We start from the raw sequence: 15,532 nt of genomic DNA on the forward strand, positions 1-15,532 counted from the left end.
GGGCGATCCCATGGCCATGCCCCGGCACGCCGACCCGGCCGGACCGGCGCCGGATCGGCGCACGCTGACCGTCGTGGTCCGCAACACCGGCGACCGCACCGTGCGCGTCGGCTCGCACTACCACTTCTTCGAGGTCGACCCGGCACTGTCCTTCGCCCGGGCGGCGACCTTCGGCATGCGGCCGAACATCCCGGCGGGCAGCACACTTCGCGTCGCCCCGGGCGACGCGGCCGAGGTGGACCTGTGCGCGTTCACCGGCGCGGGCCGGATGGTCGGCTACCGCGCCGTGCGCACCGGCCGGCCGACCCCGCCACGCCCGAACGACGCCGGCGCGCGGGCGGCGTCGCCGCGAACGGCGGCCGGCCGGACCCTCGTTGCCGGCCCACGGCCCACGACGGGACCGGCTCCGCGCAAACCGGGCGCCGGGCCGCCGAGCAAACCCTCACCCGCGCCACGAGCCCCGCGCCCGGCGCCCCGCCGAGGTGCTGCGGGCGAAACCCGTCCCGGCCTGCCCGAGCGTGGCGCACCCTCGTAGTGCTATCGGCTGCGGTCCTGCCACTCCCGAAACAGCGCCAACCCGGCCCCGCACTGCGAGTGCAGCGGGGCCGGCAGCGCGTCCGGCGCGAACCACTCCAGCGCGTCGAACTTGCGCGGCTCGCCGATCGCGACCCGGTCCGGATCGACCCGCACCGCGAACACCACCGCGACCCAGTGCGAGGCGATCGGTTCCCCGCGCAACACGTTGCGCACCCCGAGCTGCTCGATCGAGCGGGCCTCGACGGCGTACTCCTCGCGCACTTCGCGCGTCACCGCCGCCTCGAACGTCTCACCCCACTCCAGCGCACCCGCGCCGGTGTCCCACGTGCCCGCCTCGTCGCGCGCGGCGCTCGATCGGCGGGCCGGCAACACCCGACCGGCGCCGTCGTGGCAGATGAAGGCACACGACACGGAGGGGCCGGCCGGCCGGTTCGCCGTCATCAGAAGTGCTTCAGCAACTCGGGGAACGCGGTCAGGGTCAGCACCCGGTCGTCGAGCGGATCCAGCTCGCTCTGCTCCAGGACCCAGGTGTGCGCGTTGGGGATGAACACCGCGCCCAGACCCGCGCCGCGCGCGGGCAGGATGTCCGACTTGGGGGAGTTCCCGATCATCCACGTGGTGGCCGGCACCAGGTCGTGCGCGCGGGTCAGGTCCAGGTAGGCGTCGACGCCCTTCTCCGGCACGATGTGCGTGCTGCGGAAGTGGTGGGCCAGTGCCGACGCGTCGATCTTGCGCTGCTGCTCCTCGGTGTCGCCCTTGGTGAGCAACATCAGGTCGTGCCGGGCGCCGAGCGTGGTGAGCGTCTCGACCACGCCGGGCACGAGTTCGACCCGGTTCCGCAGGAGTACGACCGCCAACTCGTCGATGTGGCGCAGTTCCGCGTCGGTGGCCGGGCGGGCGTTCAGCCGCTCCAGGGTCTCACCCAGGCTGCGGACGAACACCTTGCTGCCGTAGCCGTGGGTGAGCGCGTTCGCGGCCTCGACCTCGTCCAGGAGCGACCGGACCCGGGTCCGGTCCAGGGTGGGCCGGGCGACCCAGTCGAGGTAGGCGTCGATGACCCGCTCGAACAGGATGTTGTTCTCCCAGAGCGTGTCGTCCGCGTCGAAGATCAGCACCTGACGAGGGGAGCCCGTGGGCGTGTGCATGGTTCGATTCATCCCTGTCCGATCGGCGACACTGCGGCGCTCATCCTAGGGCGAGTGCCGGCCGAGATCATCGGGATATCCGACCCGCGGGCGGCCCCTGGATCGGGCCGTCGGACCCCGCGTGGTCGGGCGCCGCGTCGAGTTCCGCGAGCAGTGCCCGGGCCCGGTGCGCGGCCTCGGCGGCCAGCGACTCCAGCACACCGGCCGGGATCCCGGGCGCGGGCGCGACCCGGAGCAGTACGGCGGGTTCGCGCACCGGCGGCGGATCGGCGGGCAACGTGTCGGCCGGTCGGTACGCGTCCCGGGCGGCCACCCCCACCGCGCCGGCCCGCGCCGACCGCTCGCGCAACCGGTCCAGGAAGTCCCGCTCGTCCCGCCCGCGCAGCAGGAACAACACGAACGGATCCGCGTCCAGCAGCCAGGCCGCCTGATAGCCCAGCGCGGCGGCATGCCGACAGGGCAACTCCCAGCCGGGACAGCCGCATTCGGTGTCCAACTCGCCGATCTCCGGGAGCAGCGGCAGCTCGGCGTCCGCAGCGGCGGCGACCAGGTCGCGCGGCAGGTCCCGATCGAGCAGCGCGGCCAGATGCCCGGCCCGCGCGCCCACCTCGTCCAGCAGTCGGGCCCAGCCCGCGTCGTCGAACGGCTCGACGCGCAGCTCGGTCCGATACCGCGCGCCGTCCGTGTCGGCCACCGACGCGACGATCCGGCCCGGCCCGACGGTGATCGCGCCGACCAGCCCGGAGTTTGCGTACGTCCGCCCCCGGCGCAGCGGCTCGTGCGCCAGCGCGGCGCCCTCAAGCACGTCCGTCCAGGCACGGCCCCACCAGGTGACCGCGCCGATGCCACGGGCCCGGCGCGGCGCGAACGCGGGGAAGGTACGGGCGGATTCGGCGGTCATCGGGCACTCCTGAGCTCGACCAGGTCCGCGAGTTGTGTGTCGGAGAGTTCGGTCAGCGCGGCCTCGCCGCCGGCGAGCACCGAGTCGGCGAGCGTGCGCTTGTCGCGCAACATCTCGGCGATCCGGTCCTCGATGGTGCCCTCGGCGATGAACCGGTGCACCTGGACCGGCCGCATCTGGCCGATCCGGTACGCACGGTCGGTGGCCTGCTCCTCGACGGCCGGGTTCCACCAGCGGTCGTAGTGCACGACATGGTCGGCACGGGTGAGATTGAGCCCGGTGCCGGCCGCCTTGAGGGAGAGCAGGAACACCGGTACCTCGCCGGCCTGGAAGCGGTCGACCAGCTCTTCGCGGCGGGCGGGCGTGGTGCCGCCGTGCAGGAGGTGATTGCCGATGCCGCGCGCGTCCAGATGCTTTGCGAGCAGCCGGGCCATGGTCACATATTGGGTGAAGACCAGCACCGCGCCGTCCTCGGCGAGGATGGTGTCGAGGAGTTCGTCGAGCAGTTCCAGCTTGCCGGAGCGGCCGTCCAGGCGGGGATCGTGCTCCTTGAGGTATTGCGCCGGGTGGTTGCAGATCTGTTTGAGGCCGGTGAGCAGCCGGACGATCCGCCCGCGCCGGGCCATCCCCTCGGCGTCGCGCAATTCGGCCAGCGCCTCGCGCACCGCCGCCTCGTACAGCCCGACCTGCTCGCGGGTGAGCGAGACCGGCTGATCGGTCTCGGTCTTGGCGGGCAACTCGGGCGCGATGCCCGGGTCGGACTTGCGCCGGCGGAGCAGGAACGGCGCGACCAGCCGGGCGAGCCGCTCGGCGGTCGGCCCGTCCCGATCCGCCTCCACCGGCTTGACCCAGCGGCGTCGGAACGCGGCCGCGTTGCCCAACAGGCCCGGGGTGGTCCAGTCGAGGATGGCCCACAGTTCGACCAGCCGGTTCTCCACCGGCGTGCCGGTCAGCGCGATCCGGGCCCGGGCGGGGATGCGGCGCAGTGCCTTGGCGGTGGCGGACGTGTGGTTCTTGACGTGTTGCGCCTCGTCGGCGACCACCAGGCCCCACGGCACCTCGGCCAGGTCCGCCGCGTCCCGGCGCATCGTGCCGTAGGTGGTCAGCACGAATCCGGCGTCGAGGTCGGCCAGGGTGCGGGCGCCGCCGTGGAAGCGGCGCACCGGGGTGCCGGGGGCGAACCGGCGGATCTCCCGCTCCCAGTTGCCGAGCAGCGAGGCCGGGCAGACCACCAGGGTCGGCCCCGCGTCGGCGGGATCGGCCGGGTGCTCGGCGCGGTGCAGGTGCAGCGCGATCAGCGTGACGGTCTTGCCCAGGCCCATGTCGTCGGCCAGGCAACCACCCAGGCCGAGCGCGGTCATCCGGTCCAGCCAGTGCAGGCCGCGCAACTGGTAGTCGCGCAGCGTCGCGGCGAGCGTGGCGGGCGGCCCGATCGGCTCGCCCGCGTCCGGGTCGGCGATCCGCGCACGCAGTTCGTCCAGCCATGCCGAGGTGGCCACCTCGAGCCGCCGGCCCTCGACCTCGGCGGTGCCGGTCAGCGCCGCGGTCAGCGCCTCGATCGGGGTCAGCGACTTGATCGAGCGGTTGCGGGCCTTGGCCACCAGGGTCGGATCGACCACCACCCACCGGTCGCGCAGCCGCACCACCGGCCGGTGCGACTCGGCCAGCGCGTCCAGTTCGGCGGCGGTCAACGGCTCGCCGCCGAGCGCGAGTTGCCAGTCGAAGCCGAGTGTGGTGTGGCCGCCGAGGAAGGCGCGCAGGTCCCGGGGTGCGTGCTCGTCGGCGCCGAGCACGGCCCTGGCGGTCAGATCGCGGATCAGCTCGCGCGGCCAGTGCACCTCGACGCCGGCCGCGGCCAGCCGGGCGGTCGCCGCACCGAGCAGCGCGCCGAGGTCGTCGTCGCCGACCACCACCCGGTCCGGCACACCGGCGCCAAGCAGCGGCTCCAGGGCGGGCCACACCCGCGCGGCCCGGCGCAGCGCGAGCAGCACGTCCCGCCGGGCGCGGTCGCCGAACCGGGGATCGGTGCCGGTCCACAGGGTGTCCGCGTCGATCACCACACCCGGGTCGGCGAGCGAGTGCACCTGGACCACGGCCCGAAACGGCGCGTGGGCCACGTCGTACGTCTCCAGGCGCAGCGAGATCCGCACGCCCGTGTCGATCCCGGCGGCCACCTCGTCCGACCACCCGCGCAGCGCGGGCAGCCGGTGCGGCTCGGCGCCGGCGAACGCGGTGCTCCCGTTCGCCCGCGGCGCGGCGGCGGTGCGCGGCATGGTGTCGGCGACCGCGTCCAGGAAGGCCTGGACCAACGGAGCCGCCTCGGGCAACAGCCCGCCGCCGGCGGTCGGGATCGCCCGCGCCTCGCCCGGCATCGCGTCGGCGAGCGCCCGCACCCGGTCCACGTCGGCGGCGTCCAGCGGCCCGGCCCGCCACGCGTCGTGGTCCTGGGGGGACAGGCCGGGCACCATCCGTCCGCGCGCCACCAGTTGCAGGGCGAGCACGGTGGCCGCGCCCCAGAACGCCGCCGCCGGATGCGCGTCGGCGGCCCGGCGGGCCCGGGAGAGCAGCCGCACCGCGTCGGCGACCGGCACTCGTACGGCGGGGTGGGTGTGCTCGGTGCCGTCGGCGGCGAGCACGGTGATCGTGTCGGGGCCGCCGGGGTACGGCCAGAACGCGACGGTGCCGGCGCGTGGCGGATCGGCCGGGGCGAAGGTGGCCGCGTGTCGGATCAGTTCGGTCGGGGCGGGCGTGCTGCGGGTGGCGATGTTCGCTGCTCCTGGGTCGTCGGGCGCGCCGCGGGGCGCCGGGCTCGCCCGCCACTCTCTCGTCCCGACGCGGACCAGCTTCGCCTCGGGCAACTCCGTATGCCGTACCGTACAACATCCGGAGTCGCCCTCGTACGGCGTACCCAATTCCTCTCGGCGGTCAGGCCGGTCCCGCACCCCGCTCGACCAGGTCCCACACGTGCGCGAACAACTCGGGCAGGGTCAGCTGCCAGGTGTCGCGGGCGGCCCAGACCTGGTCGCCGATCAACCGCACGCCGAGCACGTTCGCCTTCCACACCTCCATCGGCCACCACGGCTTGCGGGCCTTGGCCCAGCCGCCCGGCAGGAACACCCCGCGACCGGCCCGCGCCCGCTGGTCCGCGACCACCACCCCCGCGTCCAGGAGCGCCGCCGCCGCGTCCCGGTGCCGGGCGGCGGTCCACCCGTTCCACAGCCGAACCCGCCGATCCGTGGGCCGCTCCAGGGCGAGCAGTTGCAGATGGAGCGCGGCGGCGTCGTTGCCCACCCCCAGCGCCTTGGCCACCCTTGCCACCGTCTCCGGCGCGCTTGCCGCCGGGTTGCTCTCGTACGCGCCGACCGGCAGCGCGTCGCCGGCCACCCGATCCAGCACCCGTGTGCACCAGTCGCCGCGCAACATGTCCACCGCATCGCGGACCGGCGAGCCGTTCGAGGCCAGCTCGCGCAGCAGCGCCGAGCGCTCGTCGTCGCCGTAGCGGGCGGGGCGGAAATACAGCCGCGTGCTCGGCTTCGGATCGCGTTCGGTGGGCTCCGCGCGGGTGGCGACGGTCAGGCCGTCGTCGAAACTCCGCGTCTCCAGCGGGAACCGCCCGACGAAGGGCCGATCCCCGAACCGGGCCCGCAGCTCGTCGAAGGAATTGCTGAAGCCCACGGTGTACCCGGCGTCCAACAGCAGCCCCGGATGCTCGAACCGGGCCCGCAGTTGCGCGACCACCGCGGGCAGCCCGGCGCGCACCGGGTCCCCGGCGGGCAGTTCGGCGTAGATGATCGGCAGCGCGCCACCGATCGCCTTCAGGAACTCCTCGAACCAGCGGATCCCCTGCTCCTCGCTGGTGCAGTACGCCCCACCGAGCCCGTCCGCCAGCCAGGGATCGTGGTCCCGGCTGGTCAACTCGTGGGTGTCCGGGGCCAGGAAGGCCGCGCAGATCTGCGCGGCGGGGGTGTGCAGCGTGACGTGGTCCAGCTCGGCCAGTACCGCGATCGTCGCCTCCGGCGCGGCGACCGCGCGCCCGAACCGGTCCCGCCACGCGGCGCCGATCCGGCCGGCCAACGCATCCGGGCCGGTCGGCTCCCACAACTCGGCGGGGTCGTCGGGCAGGGCCCGGGCGAACAACTCCAGCCGGTCCGGTTCGGTCAGCCGACGCAACTCGTCGTAGCCGGCCGCGGCTTCGGCCTGACCGAGACCGAGCAGTCGGCGCTGCTCGGTGCTCAGCGGCTTGATCGTCCGGATCCCCCCGGCATCGCCGACCAGGACCAGCACGCTCGCCGCCCGGGACAGGCCGGTCGCCTCGGCAAGGCGCCGGGCCGCCGCCGGATCCCAGGGCATCGGGCCACGCTCGCGCACGAGTGCGACCAGCCGGCGAAGCTGCGCCGCGTCGCCCCAACCGCGCGGCACCTCGACCCAGTCGGTCGGCGTGCCGAACTCCGGCGGATCGGCGTCCCCGGCGCGCACCTGGAGCACCGCGCAGCGCCCGTCGTGCGGCCAAGAGGTGGCGACGGTGGCCCCTCGCTCGTCCCGCACCGCCTTGGCGTCGGCCCGCGCGGTCCCGATCCGCAACCGGGCCGTCGGATCCGCGAACACGGTCTCGGCCCAGACCTCGAGCAGGCCCAGCAGCGCCGCACGGTGTTCGGGCCCGGTCGAGGGCGCCGCCGCGCGCAGCGCGACGGCGCCGATCCGACCGATCAGCGCCGGCCAGGACCCGTCGCCGACGTATCCCGGCCCGTCCGCGTCGGCCGGCGGATCCCAACTGCCGGCCAGGTAGCCGGCGACCCGCTCGAAGCCCGTCGACACCTCTCGCTGCCACATCCCCATGCCGGTGAGCAGGCCGGACATCGCCCCGGGGAACCACGAGCCCCAGGGATCAACAGTCGTGTTTGCCATGGGCCATCCCTATCGCGCCGCGCCGACGCCGCCCCGGCCGCCCCCGCCCCCGGCCCGGTCACCTCCGCCGCGCCGCCTCGGCGGTGGCCAACGCGGCGCGCAGGAAGTGCGCGGTGGCCGAGTCCTCCGCCTTGACCAACTCGGCCGGGGTGCCCTCGAACACGATCGTGCCGCCGTGTTTGCCGCCACCCGGGCCCAGGTCGATCACATGATCGGCGCGCTTGACCACGTCCGGATTGTGCTCGACCACCACGACCGTGTTGCCCGCGTCCACGAGCCGGTCGAACAACCGGATCAGCGTCTCGACATCGGACATGTGCAGCCCGGTGGTCGGCTCGTCGAGGATGTACACAGTGCCGCTCTTGTGCAGCTCGCTCGCCAGCTTGAGCCGCTGCAACTCGCCCCCGGACAACGAACTCAGCGGCTGACCCAGGGTCAGATAGCCGAGCCCGACCGCGACCAGCGAGTCCACCCGGGCGCGCAACACCCGCTCGGTGAAGTAGCCCACCGCCTCCTCCGCGGTCAGCGCGAGCACGTCGACGATCGACTTGCCGCGCAGTCGGTAGGCCGGCACCGCCTCCCGGAACCGCCTTCCCCGGCACGCCTCGCAGCGTGTGGTGACCGGGTCCATGAACGCCATGTCGGTCCGGATCACCCCGCGCCCCTCGCACTCCGGGCAGGCGCCGGTCGAGTTGAAGGTGAACAACCCCGGGTCGACACCGTTGGCCTTGGCGAACAACTTGCGCACCGGGTCCAGCACGCCGACGTAGGTCGCGGGCGTCGAGCGCGAGGAGATCCCCACCCCCGACTGGTCGACCACCACCGCGTCCGGATGCGCCCCGACCAACACGTCCGAGATCAGCGTGCTCTTGCCCGAGCCCGCGACACCGGTGACCACGGTGAGTACGCCGGTGGGGATGTCCACGTCGACGTCACGCAGGTTGTGCAGGTTCGCGCCGCGGATGGCCAGCGCGCCGGTGGGCACGCGCACACTCGGCTTGAGCGAGGACGCCCGGCGCAACGCCAGCCCGGTCGGCGAATCGGCGGCGCGCAGCGCGGCGAAGTCGCCCTCGAACACGATCGTGCCGCCGCGGATGCCCGCCCCGGGCCCGACGTCGACCACGTGGTCCGCGATCGCGATCACGTCCGGATCGTGCTCGACCACCAGGACCGTGTTGCCCTTGTCCCGCAGCCGGGTGAGCAGATCGTTGAGCCGCACCACGTCGCGCGGATGCAGGCCCACACTCGGTTCGTCGAAGATGTACGTCATCCCGGTCAGGCTCGACCCCAGATAGCGCACCATCTTCAACCGCTGCCCCTCACCACCGGACACCGTCGAGGTGGGCCGGTCCAGATGCAGGTAGCCGAGCCCGATCGCGACGATCCGCTCCAACGCGACCGCCGCCGGCCGGGCCACCCGGCGGGCGATCGGATCGGCCAGCCCGGTCAGCACCTCGACCAGGTCGGCGATCTCCAGGGCCGCGTAGTCCGCCAACGACCGCCCCTCGATCAGCGACCTCCGCGCCGCCTCGTTCAACCGGGCGCCCGCGCAGTCCGGGCACGGCCCCTCGACGACGAACCGGTTGATCGTCTCGCGGCTCTTCTCGGCCAGCCCGGAGGTGTCCCGCTTGAGATAGAGCCGATTGAACCGGTCGACCAGGCCCTCGTAGTCGATGTGGTGCCGGCCGTTGTTGTTGACGATCTCCACCTTGGCGCCGGTGCCGTGCAGGAACAGCCGCCGCTGCTCGTCGGTGAAGGTGCCCACCGGGACATCGGTGGGGTAAAGGCCGTGGTGTGCGTACAGCTGCCACTGCCAACCGCCGACGGCGAACCCCGGGTGTCGGATCGCGCCCTCCCGGATCGACCTGGTCGGGTCGATCAGCGCGTCCAGGTTCAGCCGCACGGTGCGCCCGAGGCCGTCGCAGGTCGGGCACATCCCGTTCGGGTCGTTGAACGAGTAGTGGTTGGACGGCCCCGCCGACGGTGTGCCGTGCCGGGAGAACAACACCCGCAGCAGCGGATGGATGTCGGTCATCGTGCCCACCGTGGAGCGCGAATTGCCGCCGATCGGGCGTTGGTCGACCACGATCGCGGTGGACAGATGCTCGATCGTGTCCGCGTCCGGCCGCTCGTGCCTGGGCAGCCGGTTGCGGATGAACGCCGGGTAGGTCTCCGCGAGTTGCCGCTGCGACTCGACCGCGATCGTGTCGAACACGATGGACGACTTGCCGGAGCCGGAGACCCCGGTGAACACCACGATCCGGTTCTTCGGGATACGCAGCGAGACGTCCTTGAGATTGTGTTCCCGGGCGCCGGTGATCACGATGTGGTCGTAGTTCATGCCGCGAACGTACGAGGGTATCCCTGACACATCCGGTCAGGGATTCCCGAGCCGACGGCGCTATTGCGACCCATGTGCAAGTAGGCCCGGCCCGGCACTAGGCTCGACCCATGACCGCATCCCCCATCGTGCTCGGCATCGAATCGTCCTGCGACGAGACCGGCGTCGGCCTGGTCCGGGACGGCCGCCTGCTCGGGCACGCGGTCGCCACCAGCATGGCCGAACACGCCCGATTCGGCGGCGTGGTACCGGAGATCGCGGCCCGCGCGCACGTGCACTCGGTCACCCCGACCGTGCGCGCCGCGCTGGACGCGGCGGGCCTGCGTCGGAGCGACATCGGCGCGGTCGCGGTGACCACGGGACCGGGCCTGGCCACCGCGCTCCAGGTCGGCGTGGCCGCCGCGAAGGGGTTCGCACTGGCTCTGGACGTGCCGCTGTACGGGGTGCACCACCTGGCCGGACACGTGGCCGCGGACACCCTCGAACACGGCCCGCTGCCGAATCCGTGCGTCGTGCTGATCGTCTCCGGCGGGCACACCTCGCTGCTGCTGGTGCGCGACTTCGCCCACGACCGGATCGTGCACCTGGGCGACACCCTCGACGACGCGGCGGGGGAGTGCTTCGACAAGGTCGCCCGGGTGTTCGGGCTGCCCTACCCGGGCGGGCCGGCCATCGACCGGGCCGCCCGGGACGGCGATCCGCGCGCCGTCGCCTTCCCGCGCGGGCTGACCGGCCCGCGCGACGACCCGTACGCGTTCTCCTTCTCCGGCCTCAAGTCCGCCGCCGCCCGCTGGGCCGAGCGCTCGCGCGCCGGCGGCGGCGAGTTGCCGGTCGCGGACGGCGCCGCCGCACTCCAGGAGGCGGTTGCCGACGTCCTCACCCGCAAGGCGGTCGCCGCGTGCCTCGACCACGACGTACGCACCCTGATCGTGGTCGGCGGCGTCGCGGCCAACTCCCGAGTCCGCTCCCTGGCCGCGGAACGTTGCGCGGCGGCGGGCATCACCCTGCGGGTGCCGCCCCCGCGCCTGTGCACCGACAACGGCGCGATGATCGCCGCGGTCGGTGACCTGCTGATCCGTGCCGGCACCACCCCGGCCCCCCTCGACGTATCCATCGACCCATCGGCCCCCCTGGAATACGCCTCCCTGCACCCGGTGGCGACAGCCGGCCGCAAAGCCGGCTGAGCCGGGACGCCGGCCCGCGCCCGCCGAACGGCGTCCGGCGCGGCGTTCCCGGATTCAAGGGGTGTAGCGCAACATCCAGTCGCGGTCCGGGTTGCGGCCGAAGTCCGGGTCGTTGGGCGGGTCGGCCGGCTGCTCCTCGACCAGCGCGGCCGGGTCCGGGCGGTCCGGGAGCTTGCCCCAGCGGGCGGTTCGCGCGGCCTGGTCGGCGGCCGGATCGACCGGTTCGTGGTGCGCGCGCTTCGGTGCCGAGTGGGTGCGCTTGCGCTGCTTGTCCATGGCTGCCCCTGCCTGCTCAGGCCGTGCCCGGTGAGGCCTCAACCGTACCGCCGACACCATGGGGATACTGGAAGACGTGTACGTCGAACATCGTTCCCGGCTTGCGCCACTGGTCGTGTGGACCCGCACCGTCGAGACGGCCGGCCGCGGTCGGGTGCTGCCCGACGGATGTATGGACCTGATCTGGACCGGCGACGAACTGATCGTCACCGGCCCGGACACCGTCGCCCATGAGGCCTCGACCGACCGGCCGGGAACGCGCTACACGGCGGTGCGCTGCGCCCCCGGCGTCGGACCCGACCTGTTCGGGCTGCCCGCCGACGCGTTGCGCGATCGCCGGGTCCCGCTGGCCGACGTGTGGGGCGCGTACCGGGCACGGCTGTGCACCGAGCGGATCGCCGCCGCCGCCGACCCGGCGGCGTTGCTGGAGCGACTGGCCGCCGACCGGCTGCGCGATCGCGACCCGGACACGGCCCGATTCACCCGCGCCGTGGTCGGCGAACTGCGGGCCGGCGCCGGGATCGCCACGGTCGCGGCCGGCCTGAACCTGAGCGAGCGCCAACTGCACCGCCGTTCGCTCACCGCGTTCGGCTACGGCCCCAAGACGCTCGCCCGGGTACTGCGCCTGGAACGTGCGCTCGACCTGGCCCGCGCCGGCTTCCCGGCCGCCCGGGTCGCCGCCGACGCGGGCTACGCGGACCAGGCCCACTTCTCCCGCGACGTCAAGGCGCTGACCGGCGTACCGCTGCGCACCCTGCTGACCTGACCCGGGCGCGCCCGGCTACTGCGCCGCGCCCGGCAGTGGCGCCAGCAGGTCCACGCCGTTCCCGTCCGGGTCGTGCAGGACCGCGTACCGCTGACCCCAGAACGCGTCCCACGGCGCCATGTGGCCCTCGTACCCGGCCGCGACCAGCTCGCCGTAGACCCTGTCGACCTCGGCCGGGTCGGCACACGCGAAGGCCAGCCCGGCCCGCGAATCACCGCTCGGCGTGGTCCAGTTCGGGTCGAACGAGCGCACCGTGGCGACCGTGTCCAGGACCAGCAGCGGGCCGCCCGGCAGCGTCACCTCGACATGCGGCGCGGCATCCGCCTCGGCGGGGATGTCCAGACCCAGGGCCCGGTAGAAGGCGAGCGACGCGGCCATGTCGGCGACCACGAGCCCGATGAAGTGGAAACGAAGCGAACGAGAAGTCATGTCCGCAACGCTAGCCGGCCCATCCACTCGCGATCTTGAACGAATCGGACACGATCACAACTTCACCCGACGGCCCCACACCAGCGCCAGCAGCACGGTCGCCGCACCGAGCGCCGCGCCGAACCACAACACACTCGCCGTGGCCACCGTGTCCACCGCCACCCCGCCGAGCAGCGAACCGGCCGCGATGGCGAGCTGGAAGCCGGAGACGAACACCGCCGAGGCCGCCTCCGGCGCGTCCGGCGCCGCCCGCAACACCCACGTCTGCAACGCGACCGGCACCGCGCCGTACGCGAGCCCCCACGCGAGCATCGCCACCACCGTCCCCGGCGTCCACGAACCCACCACCGCGAGCAATACCACCGCCGCCGTCAGCACCCCGGCGGACAACGCCAGGTTCAGGTGCGGCGGCCGGGTCGCATAGGCGCCGGCCACCACGTTGCCCAGCACACCCGCCACGCCGTAGCCGAGCAGCAGTCCGCCGATCGGACCCGGGCCCAGGTCGCCGATGTTTTCCAGGATCGGCCGCACGTAGGTGTACGCACCGAAGTGCCCGGCGATCATCAGGACCAGCGCCACGGTGCCGGCCAGCACACTGCCGCGCCGCAACTGCGCCGGGATCTCGCCGAACCGCACGGCCCGGTCGGCGGGCAGCGGCGGCAGCAGGATCAGCAGGGCGACCAGGACGGCCGCGCTGAGCACCCCCATCGCGGCGAACGCAATCCGCCAGCCCGCCCATTCACCGATCATCGTGCCGACCGGTACGCCGACCACCGAGGCCACGGACACCCCGCCGAAGATCAACGCGCCGGCCCGGCCGACCGAGTGGGCGGGCACCAATCGCACCGGCAGGCTCGCGCCGATCGCCCAGAAGCCACCGATGCTGGTGCCCACCAGGATCCGGGCGACCAGCAGCGTGGCGAAGTTCGGCGCGAGTGCGCTGATCGCATTGGACGCCAGCAGCACGATCATCATCGCGGCGAGCACGATCCGCCGATCCACCCGCCCGGCGGCGACCAGCACGGTCGGCGAGGCGATGCCGGCGATCACCGCGGCCAGCGTCATGGCCAGCCCGGTGGTGCCGTCGGAGACATGCAGGTCGGACGAGATCGGGGTGAGCAGGCCGACCGGCAACATCTCGGTGCTGACCACGGCGAACGTGCCCACCGCGATCGCGCCGACCGAGAACCACGCGCGCGGCGACGCGGCCTCGGGAGCCTGGACGGAAGTTCGATCGGGGGACGGGGAAGCGGACGATCCTGGCTCGGCGACCGGATCGGACATGGTGTCGGACATGTCGTCCACCCTGGTCGCGCCCCGGGCGCCGAACAACGGCGAAGATCGCATGCGAGCACAAGCCTGGCTTATGCTCGCAGGTCGGAGCAGACGAGCGACCCGACCGGGGCCGCGGCCCCGGTGGGAGGAGAACGCGGATGAGTGTCGAGTTCCGCGAGTTGGAGTGCTTCGTCGTGCTGAGCGAGGAACTGCACTTCACCCGCACCGCAGCCCGGTTGTACACGTCGCAGGCCCGGGTCAGCCAACTGCTCCGGCAACTGGAGGACCGGATCGGCACCCGGCTGTTCGAGCGCAGCAGCCGCCGGGTCCGGCTCACTCCGCAGGGGGAGCGGTTCCTGGCCGACCTCGGCCCCGCGTACGCCGCCGTCATCGGTGCCGTGGACCGGGCCCACGCGCGCGCCCGGGGGATCGAGGGCGTGCTGCGGATCGGCTTCGTCGGCACCCCGTACGGCGTCCTGCTCGACCTGGTCGGCGACTTTCGGACCCGGCATCCGCAGGCCCGTGCCGAACTGGTCGAGATGCCGCTGTCGGATCCGTTCGGCCCGCTCCTGCGCGGCGAGATCGACGCGGCGTTCGTGACCCTGCCGGTGGCCGACCCCGCGCTCGGCATCGGTCCGGTGGTGGCCGCCGACCCGCTGGTGCTCGGCGTCTCCACGCGGCATCCGTTCGCACGCCGCGCCCAGGTGGACGCCGAGGAACTCGCGGAGTGCGCGTTCGTCGAGATCGCCGGCCCCGCGCCCGCGCCCTGGCGCGAACTCCAGTCGCCGACGGTGACCCCCGGCGGGCGGCCGATCCCGCGCGGGCCGGGCGCCGGCACCCTCCAGGAAGTGCTTTCGCTGATCGCGGCGGATCAGGGAGTCATGCTGTTCTGCGACCAGTTCGCGGGCTACAACGGGCGGCCCGACGTCGCGTTCGTCCCGGTGACCGGGCTGCCCGAGTCGGCGGTCACGGTCGCCTGGCGAAACGGGCACGAGACCGCGCTGCTGCGCGCGTTCGTCGACGCGTCCGCCGGGCTCGTCGTACCGGCATGACGATCCATCGACGAAGCCGTCATTTCGACGAGCCCGAACCCGAACCCGACGGGCCATGCCGTGCGTGCGTCGGCCGATCCCAGACCGAAGGACCGCGCCATGCCGCTGCTCACCATCAAGTCTGAAGGTGAGGTCGAGATCGAGGTGCGCCGGTCCCGCTTCCTGTGCGCGCTCGCTCGGGTGTCCACCGACGCCGAGGCCCAGGCGTTCCTGGCCCGCCGCCGGGTGCTGCATGCGTCCGCGCGGCACAACTGCTCGGCGTGGATCGCCGGCGGTCAGGAGAAGGCGTACGACGACGGCGAACCGTCCGGCACGGCGGGCGCGCCGATGCTCCAGGTGTTGCGCCGCCGCGAGCTGACCGAGACGGTCGCGGTGGTCACCCGCTACTTCGGCGGCATCATGCTCGGCGCCGGCGGCCTGATCCGGGCCTACGGCTCGGCGGTGACCGAAGCGGTGGACGCGGTCGGCGTGGTCGAGCTGCGCCCGATGCTGGTGCTGACCGTGGACGTCGACCACGCCCACGCCGGCCGCCTGGAGAACGACCTGCGCGGGCTCGGCCACGAGGTGCGCGACATCCGCTACGGCGCCGAGGTGGCGATCGACGTCTGCGTCCCCGAGCCGGACCGGGACCGCTTCGTGGCCCGGTTGACCGACCTGACCGGCGGGCGGGCGAGCGCGCACGAGACAGGGCGCACGTTCGTCGAGGTCGACGCGCGTTGAA

14 protein-coding genes are annotated in these 15,532 nt (G+C 73.4%); 5 read left to right on the forward strand and 9 right to left on the reverse strand.

The genetic code is table 11. The features are described 5' to 3' along the window. The first annotated feature begins 10 nt into the window (after positions 1 to 10). Positions 11 to 535, forward strand: coding sequence for an urease subunit beta (locus ABIA38_RS22130; RefSeq protein ID WP_424640479.1), 525 nt, complete (start codon positions 11 to 13; stop codon positions 533 to 535). A gap of 2 nt (positions 536 to 537) precedes the next feature. Here the strand turns inward: ABIA38_RS22130 and ABIA38_RS22135 are convergent, their stop codons facing one another. From ABIA38_RS22135 to ABIA38_RS22160, 6 genes are all read right to left on the reverse strand, one after another. Beyond that, positions 538 to 978, reverse strand: coding sequence for an NUDIX domain-containing protein (locus ABIA38_RS22135; protein ID WP_424640480.1), 441 nt, complete (start codon positions 976 to 978; stop codon positions 538 to 540). Then, positions 978 to 1,682, reverse strand: coding sequence for an HAD family hydrolase (locus ABIA38_RS22140; RefSeq protein ID WP_424640481.1), 705 nt, complete (start codon positions 1,680 to 1,682; stop codon positions 978 to 980). Before ABIA38_RS22140 ends, ABIA38_RS22135 begins: the two co-directional genes overlap by 1 nt. Positions 1,683 to 1,749: 67 nt before the next feature. Further along, entirely contained in the window at positions 1,750 to 2,583 is an 834-nt protein-coding gene (locus tag ABIA38_RS22145) for an SWIM zinc finger family protein (RefSeq protein ID WP_424640482.1), read from the reverse strand. Then, positions 2,580 to 5,348: a DEAD/DEAH box helicase gene (locus tag ABIA38_RS22150; protein WP_424640582.1), complete on the reverse strand. Its 2,769-nt coding sequence runs from the start codon at positions 5,346 to 5,348 to the stop codon at positions 2,580 to 2,582. Before ABIA38_RS22150 ends, ABIA38_RS22145 begins: the two co-directional genes overlap by 4 nt. Before the next feature lie 160 nt (positions 5,349 to 5,508). Further along, positions 5,509 to 7,488 carry a hypothetical protein gene (locus ABIA38_RS22155; protein WP_424640483.1) on the reverse strand — a complete coding sequence of 660 codons (1,980 nt, stop codon included), beginning with the start codon at positions 7,486 to 7,488 and terminating at the stop codon, positions 5,509 to 5,511. A gap of 58 nt (positions 7,489 to 7,546) precedes the next feature. Continuing rightward, on the reverse strand, positions 7,547 to 9,829 hold the full coding sequence (locus tag ABIA38_RS22160; RefSeq protein WP_424640484.1) for an excinuclease ABC subunit UvrA: 2,283 nt from the start codon (positions 9,827 to 9,829) through the stop codon (positions 7,547 to 7,549). Between the two features lie 110 nt (positions 9,830 to 9,939). Between ABIA38_RS22160 and tsaD the strand changes: the two genes are divergently transcribed. Further along, a complete protein-coding gene (tsaD, locus tag ABIA38_RS22165; protein WP_424640485.1) occupies positions 9,940 to 11,013 on the forward strand; it encodes a tRNA (adenosine(37)-N6)-threonylcarbamoyltransferase complex transferase subunit TsaD in 1,074 nt (357 codons plus the stop codon). Positions 11,014 to 11,067: 54 nt separating this feature from the next. Here tsaD and ABIA38_RS22170 read toward each other — a convergent pair whose 3' ends face one another. Further along, positions 11,068 to 11,289: a hypothetical protein gene (locus tag ABIA38_RS22170; protein WP_424640486.1), complete on the reverse strand. Its 222-nt coding sequence runs from the start codon at positions 11,287 to 11,289 to the stop codon at positions 11,068 to 11,070. Between the two features lie 76 nt (positions 11,290 to 11,365). On the opposite strand from ABIA38_RS22170, the gene ABIA38_RS22175 reads away from it, so the two are divergent. Further along, a complete protein-coding gene (locus ABIA38_RS22175) occupies positions 11,366 to 12,055 on the forward strand; it encodes a helix-turn-helix domain-containing protein (protein WP_424640583.1) in 690 nt (229 codons plus the stop codon). A 15-nt stretch (positions 12,056 to 12,070) separates the two neighbouring features. Here ABIA38_RS22175 and ABIA38_RS22180 read toward each other — a convergent pair whose 3' ends face one another. Both ABIA38_RS22180 and ABIA38_RS22185 read right to left on the reverse strand, forming a co-directional pair. Further along, complete coding sequence (locus ABIA38_RS22180; RefSeq protein ID WP_424640487.1) at positions 12,071 to 12,484, reverse strand: VOC family protein; 414 nt, start codon at positions 12,482 to 12,484, stop codon at positions 12,071 to 12,073. A 54-nt stretch (positions 12,485 to 12,538) separates the two neighbouring features. Beyond that, complete coding sequence (locus tag ABIA38_RS22185; protein WP_424640488.1) at positions 12,539 to 13,780, reverse strand: MFS transporter; 1,242 nt, start codon at positions 13,778 to 13,780, stop codon at positions 12,539 to 12,541. Positions 13,781 to 13,917: 137 nt separating this feature from the next. Here ABIA38_RS22185 and ABIA38_RS22190 point away from each other — a divergent pair, with 137 nt between their 5' ends. Continuing rightward, positions 13,918 to 14,811, forward strand: a complete 894-nt coding sequence (locus tag ABIA38_RS22190) for a LysR family transcriptional regulator (RefSeq protein ID WP_424640489.1) — start codon at positions 13,918 to 13,920, stop codon at positions 14,809 to 14,811. A gap of 99 nt (positions 14,812 to 14,910) precedes the next feature. Next, positions 14,911 to 15,531 carry a YigZ family protein gene (locus ABIA38_RS22195; RefSeq protein ID WP_424640490.1) on the forward strand — a complete coding sequence of 207 codons (621 nt, stop codon included), beginning with the start codon at positions 14,911 to 14,913 and terminating at the stop codon, positions 15,529 to 15,531. Position 15,532: the final 1 nt, after the last annotated feature.

The organism is Embleya sp. AB8 (assembly GCF_049739465.1).
Lineage (GTDB): Bacteria > Actinomycetota > Actinomycetes > Streptomycetales > Streptomycetaceae > Embleya.

Coding starts and splice junctions, on each gene's coding strand:
- ABIA38_RS22130 (WP_424640479.1), top strand. CDS start 11: ATGGCCATGCCCCGGCACGCCGACCCGGCCGGACCGGCGCCGGATCGG.
- ABIA38_RS22135 (WP_424640480.1), bottom strand. CDS start 978: ATGACGGCGAACCGGCCGGCCGGCCCCTCCGTGTCGTGTGCCTTCATC.
- ABIA38_RS22140 (WP_424640481.1), bottom strand. CDS start 1,682: ATGCACACGCCCACGGGCTCCCCTCGTCAGGTGCTGATCTTCGACGCG.
- ABIA38_RS22145 (WP_424640482.1), bottom strand. CDS start 2,583: ATGACCGCCGAATCCGCCCGTACCTTCCCCGCGTTCGCGCCGCGCCGG.
- ABIA38_RS22155 (WP_424640483.1), bottom strand. CDS start 7,488: ATGGCAAACACGACTGTTGATCCCTGGGGCTCGTGGTTCCCCGGGGCG.
- ABIA38_RS22160 (WP_424640484.1), bottom strand. CDS start 9,829: ATGAACTACGACCACATCGTGATCACCGGCGCCCGGGAACACAATCTC.
- tsaD (WP_424640485.1), top strand. CDS start 9,940: ATGACCGCATCCCCCATCGTGCTCGGCATCGAATCGTCCTGCGACGAG.
- ABIA38_RS22170 (WP_424640486.1), bottom strand. CDS start 11,289: ATGGACAAGCAGCGCAAGCGCACCCACTCGGCACCGAAGCGCGCGCAC.
- ABIA38_RS22180 (WP_424640487.1), bottom strand. CDS start 12,484: ATGACTTCTCGTTCGCTTCGTTTCCACTTCATCGGGCTCGTGGTCGCC.
- ABIA38_RS22185 (WP_424640488.1), bottom strand. CDS start 13,780: ATGTCCGACACCATGTCCGATCCGGTCGCCGAGCCAGGATCGTCCGCT.
- ABIA38_RS22190 (WP_424640489.1), top strand. CDS start 13,918: ATGAGTGTCGAGTTCCGCGAGTTGGAGTGCTTCGTCGTGCTGAGCGAG.
- ABIA38_RS22195 (WP_424640490.1), top strand. CDS start 14,911: ATGCCGCTGCTCACCATCAAGTCTGAAGGTGAGGTCGAGATCGAGGTG.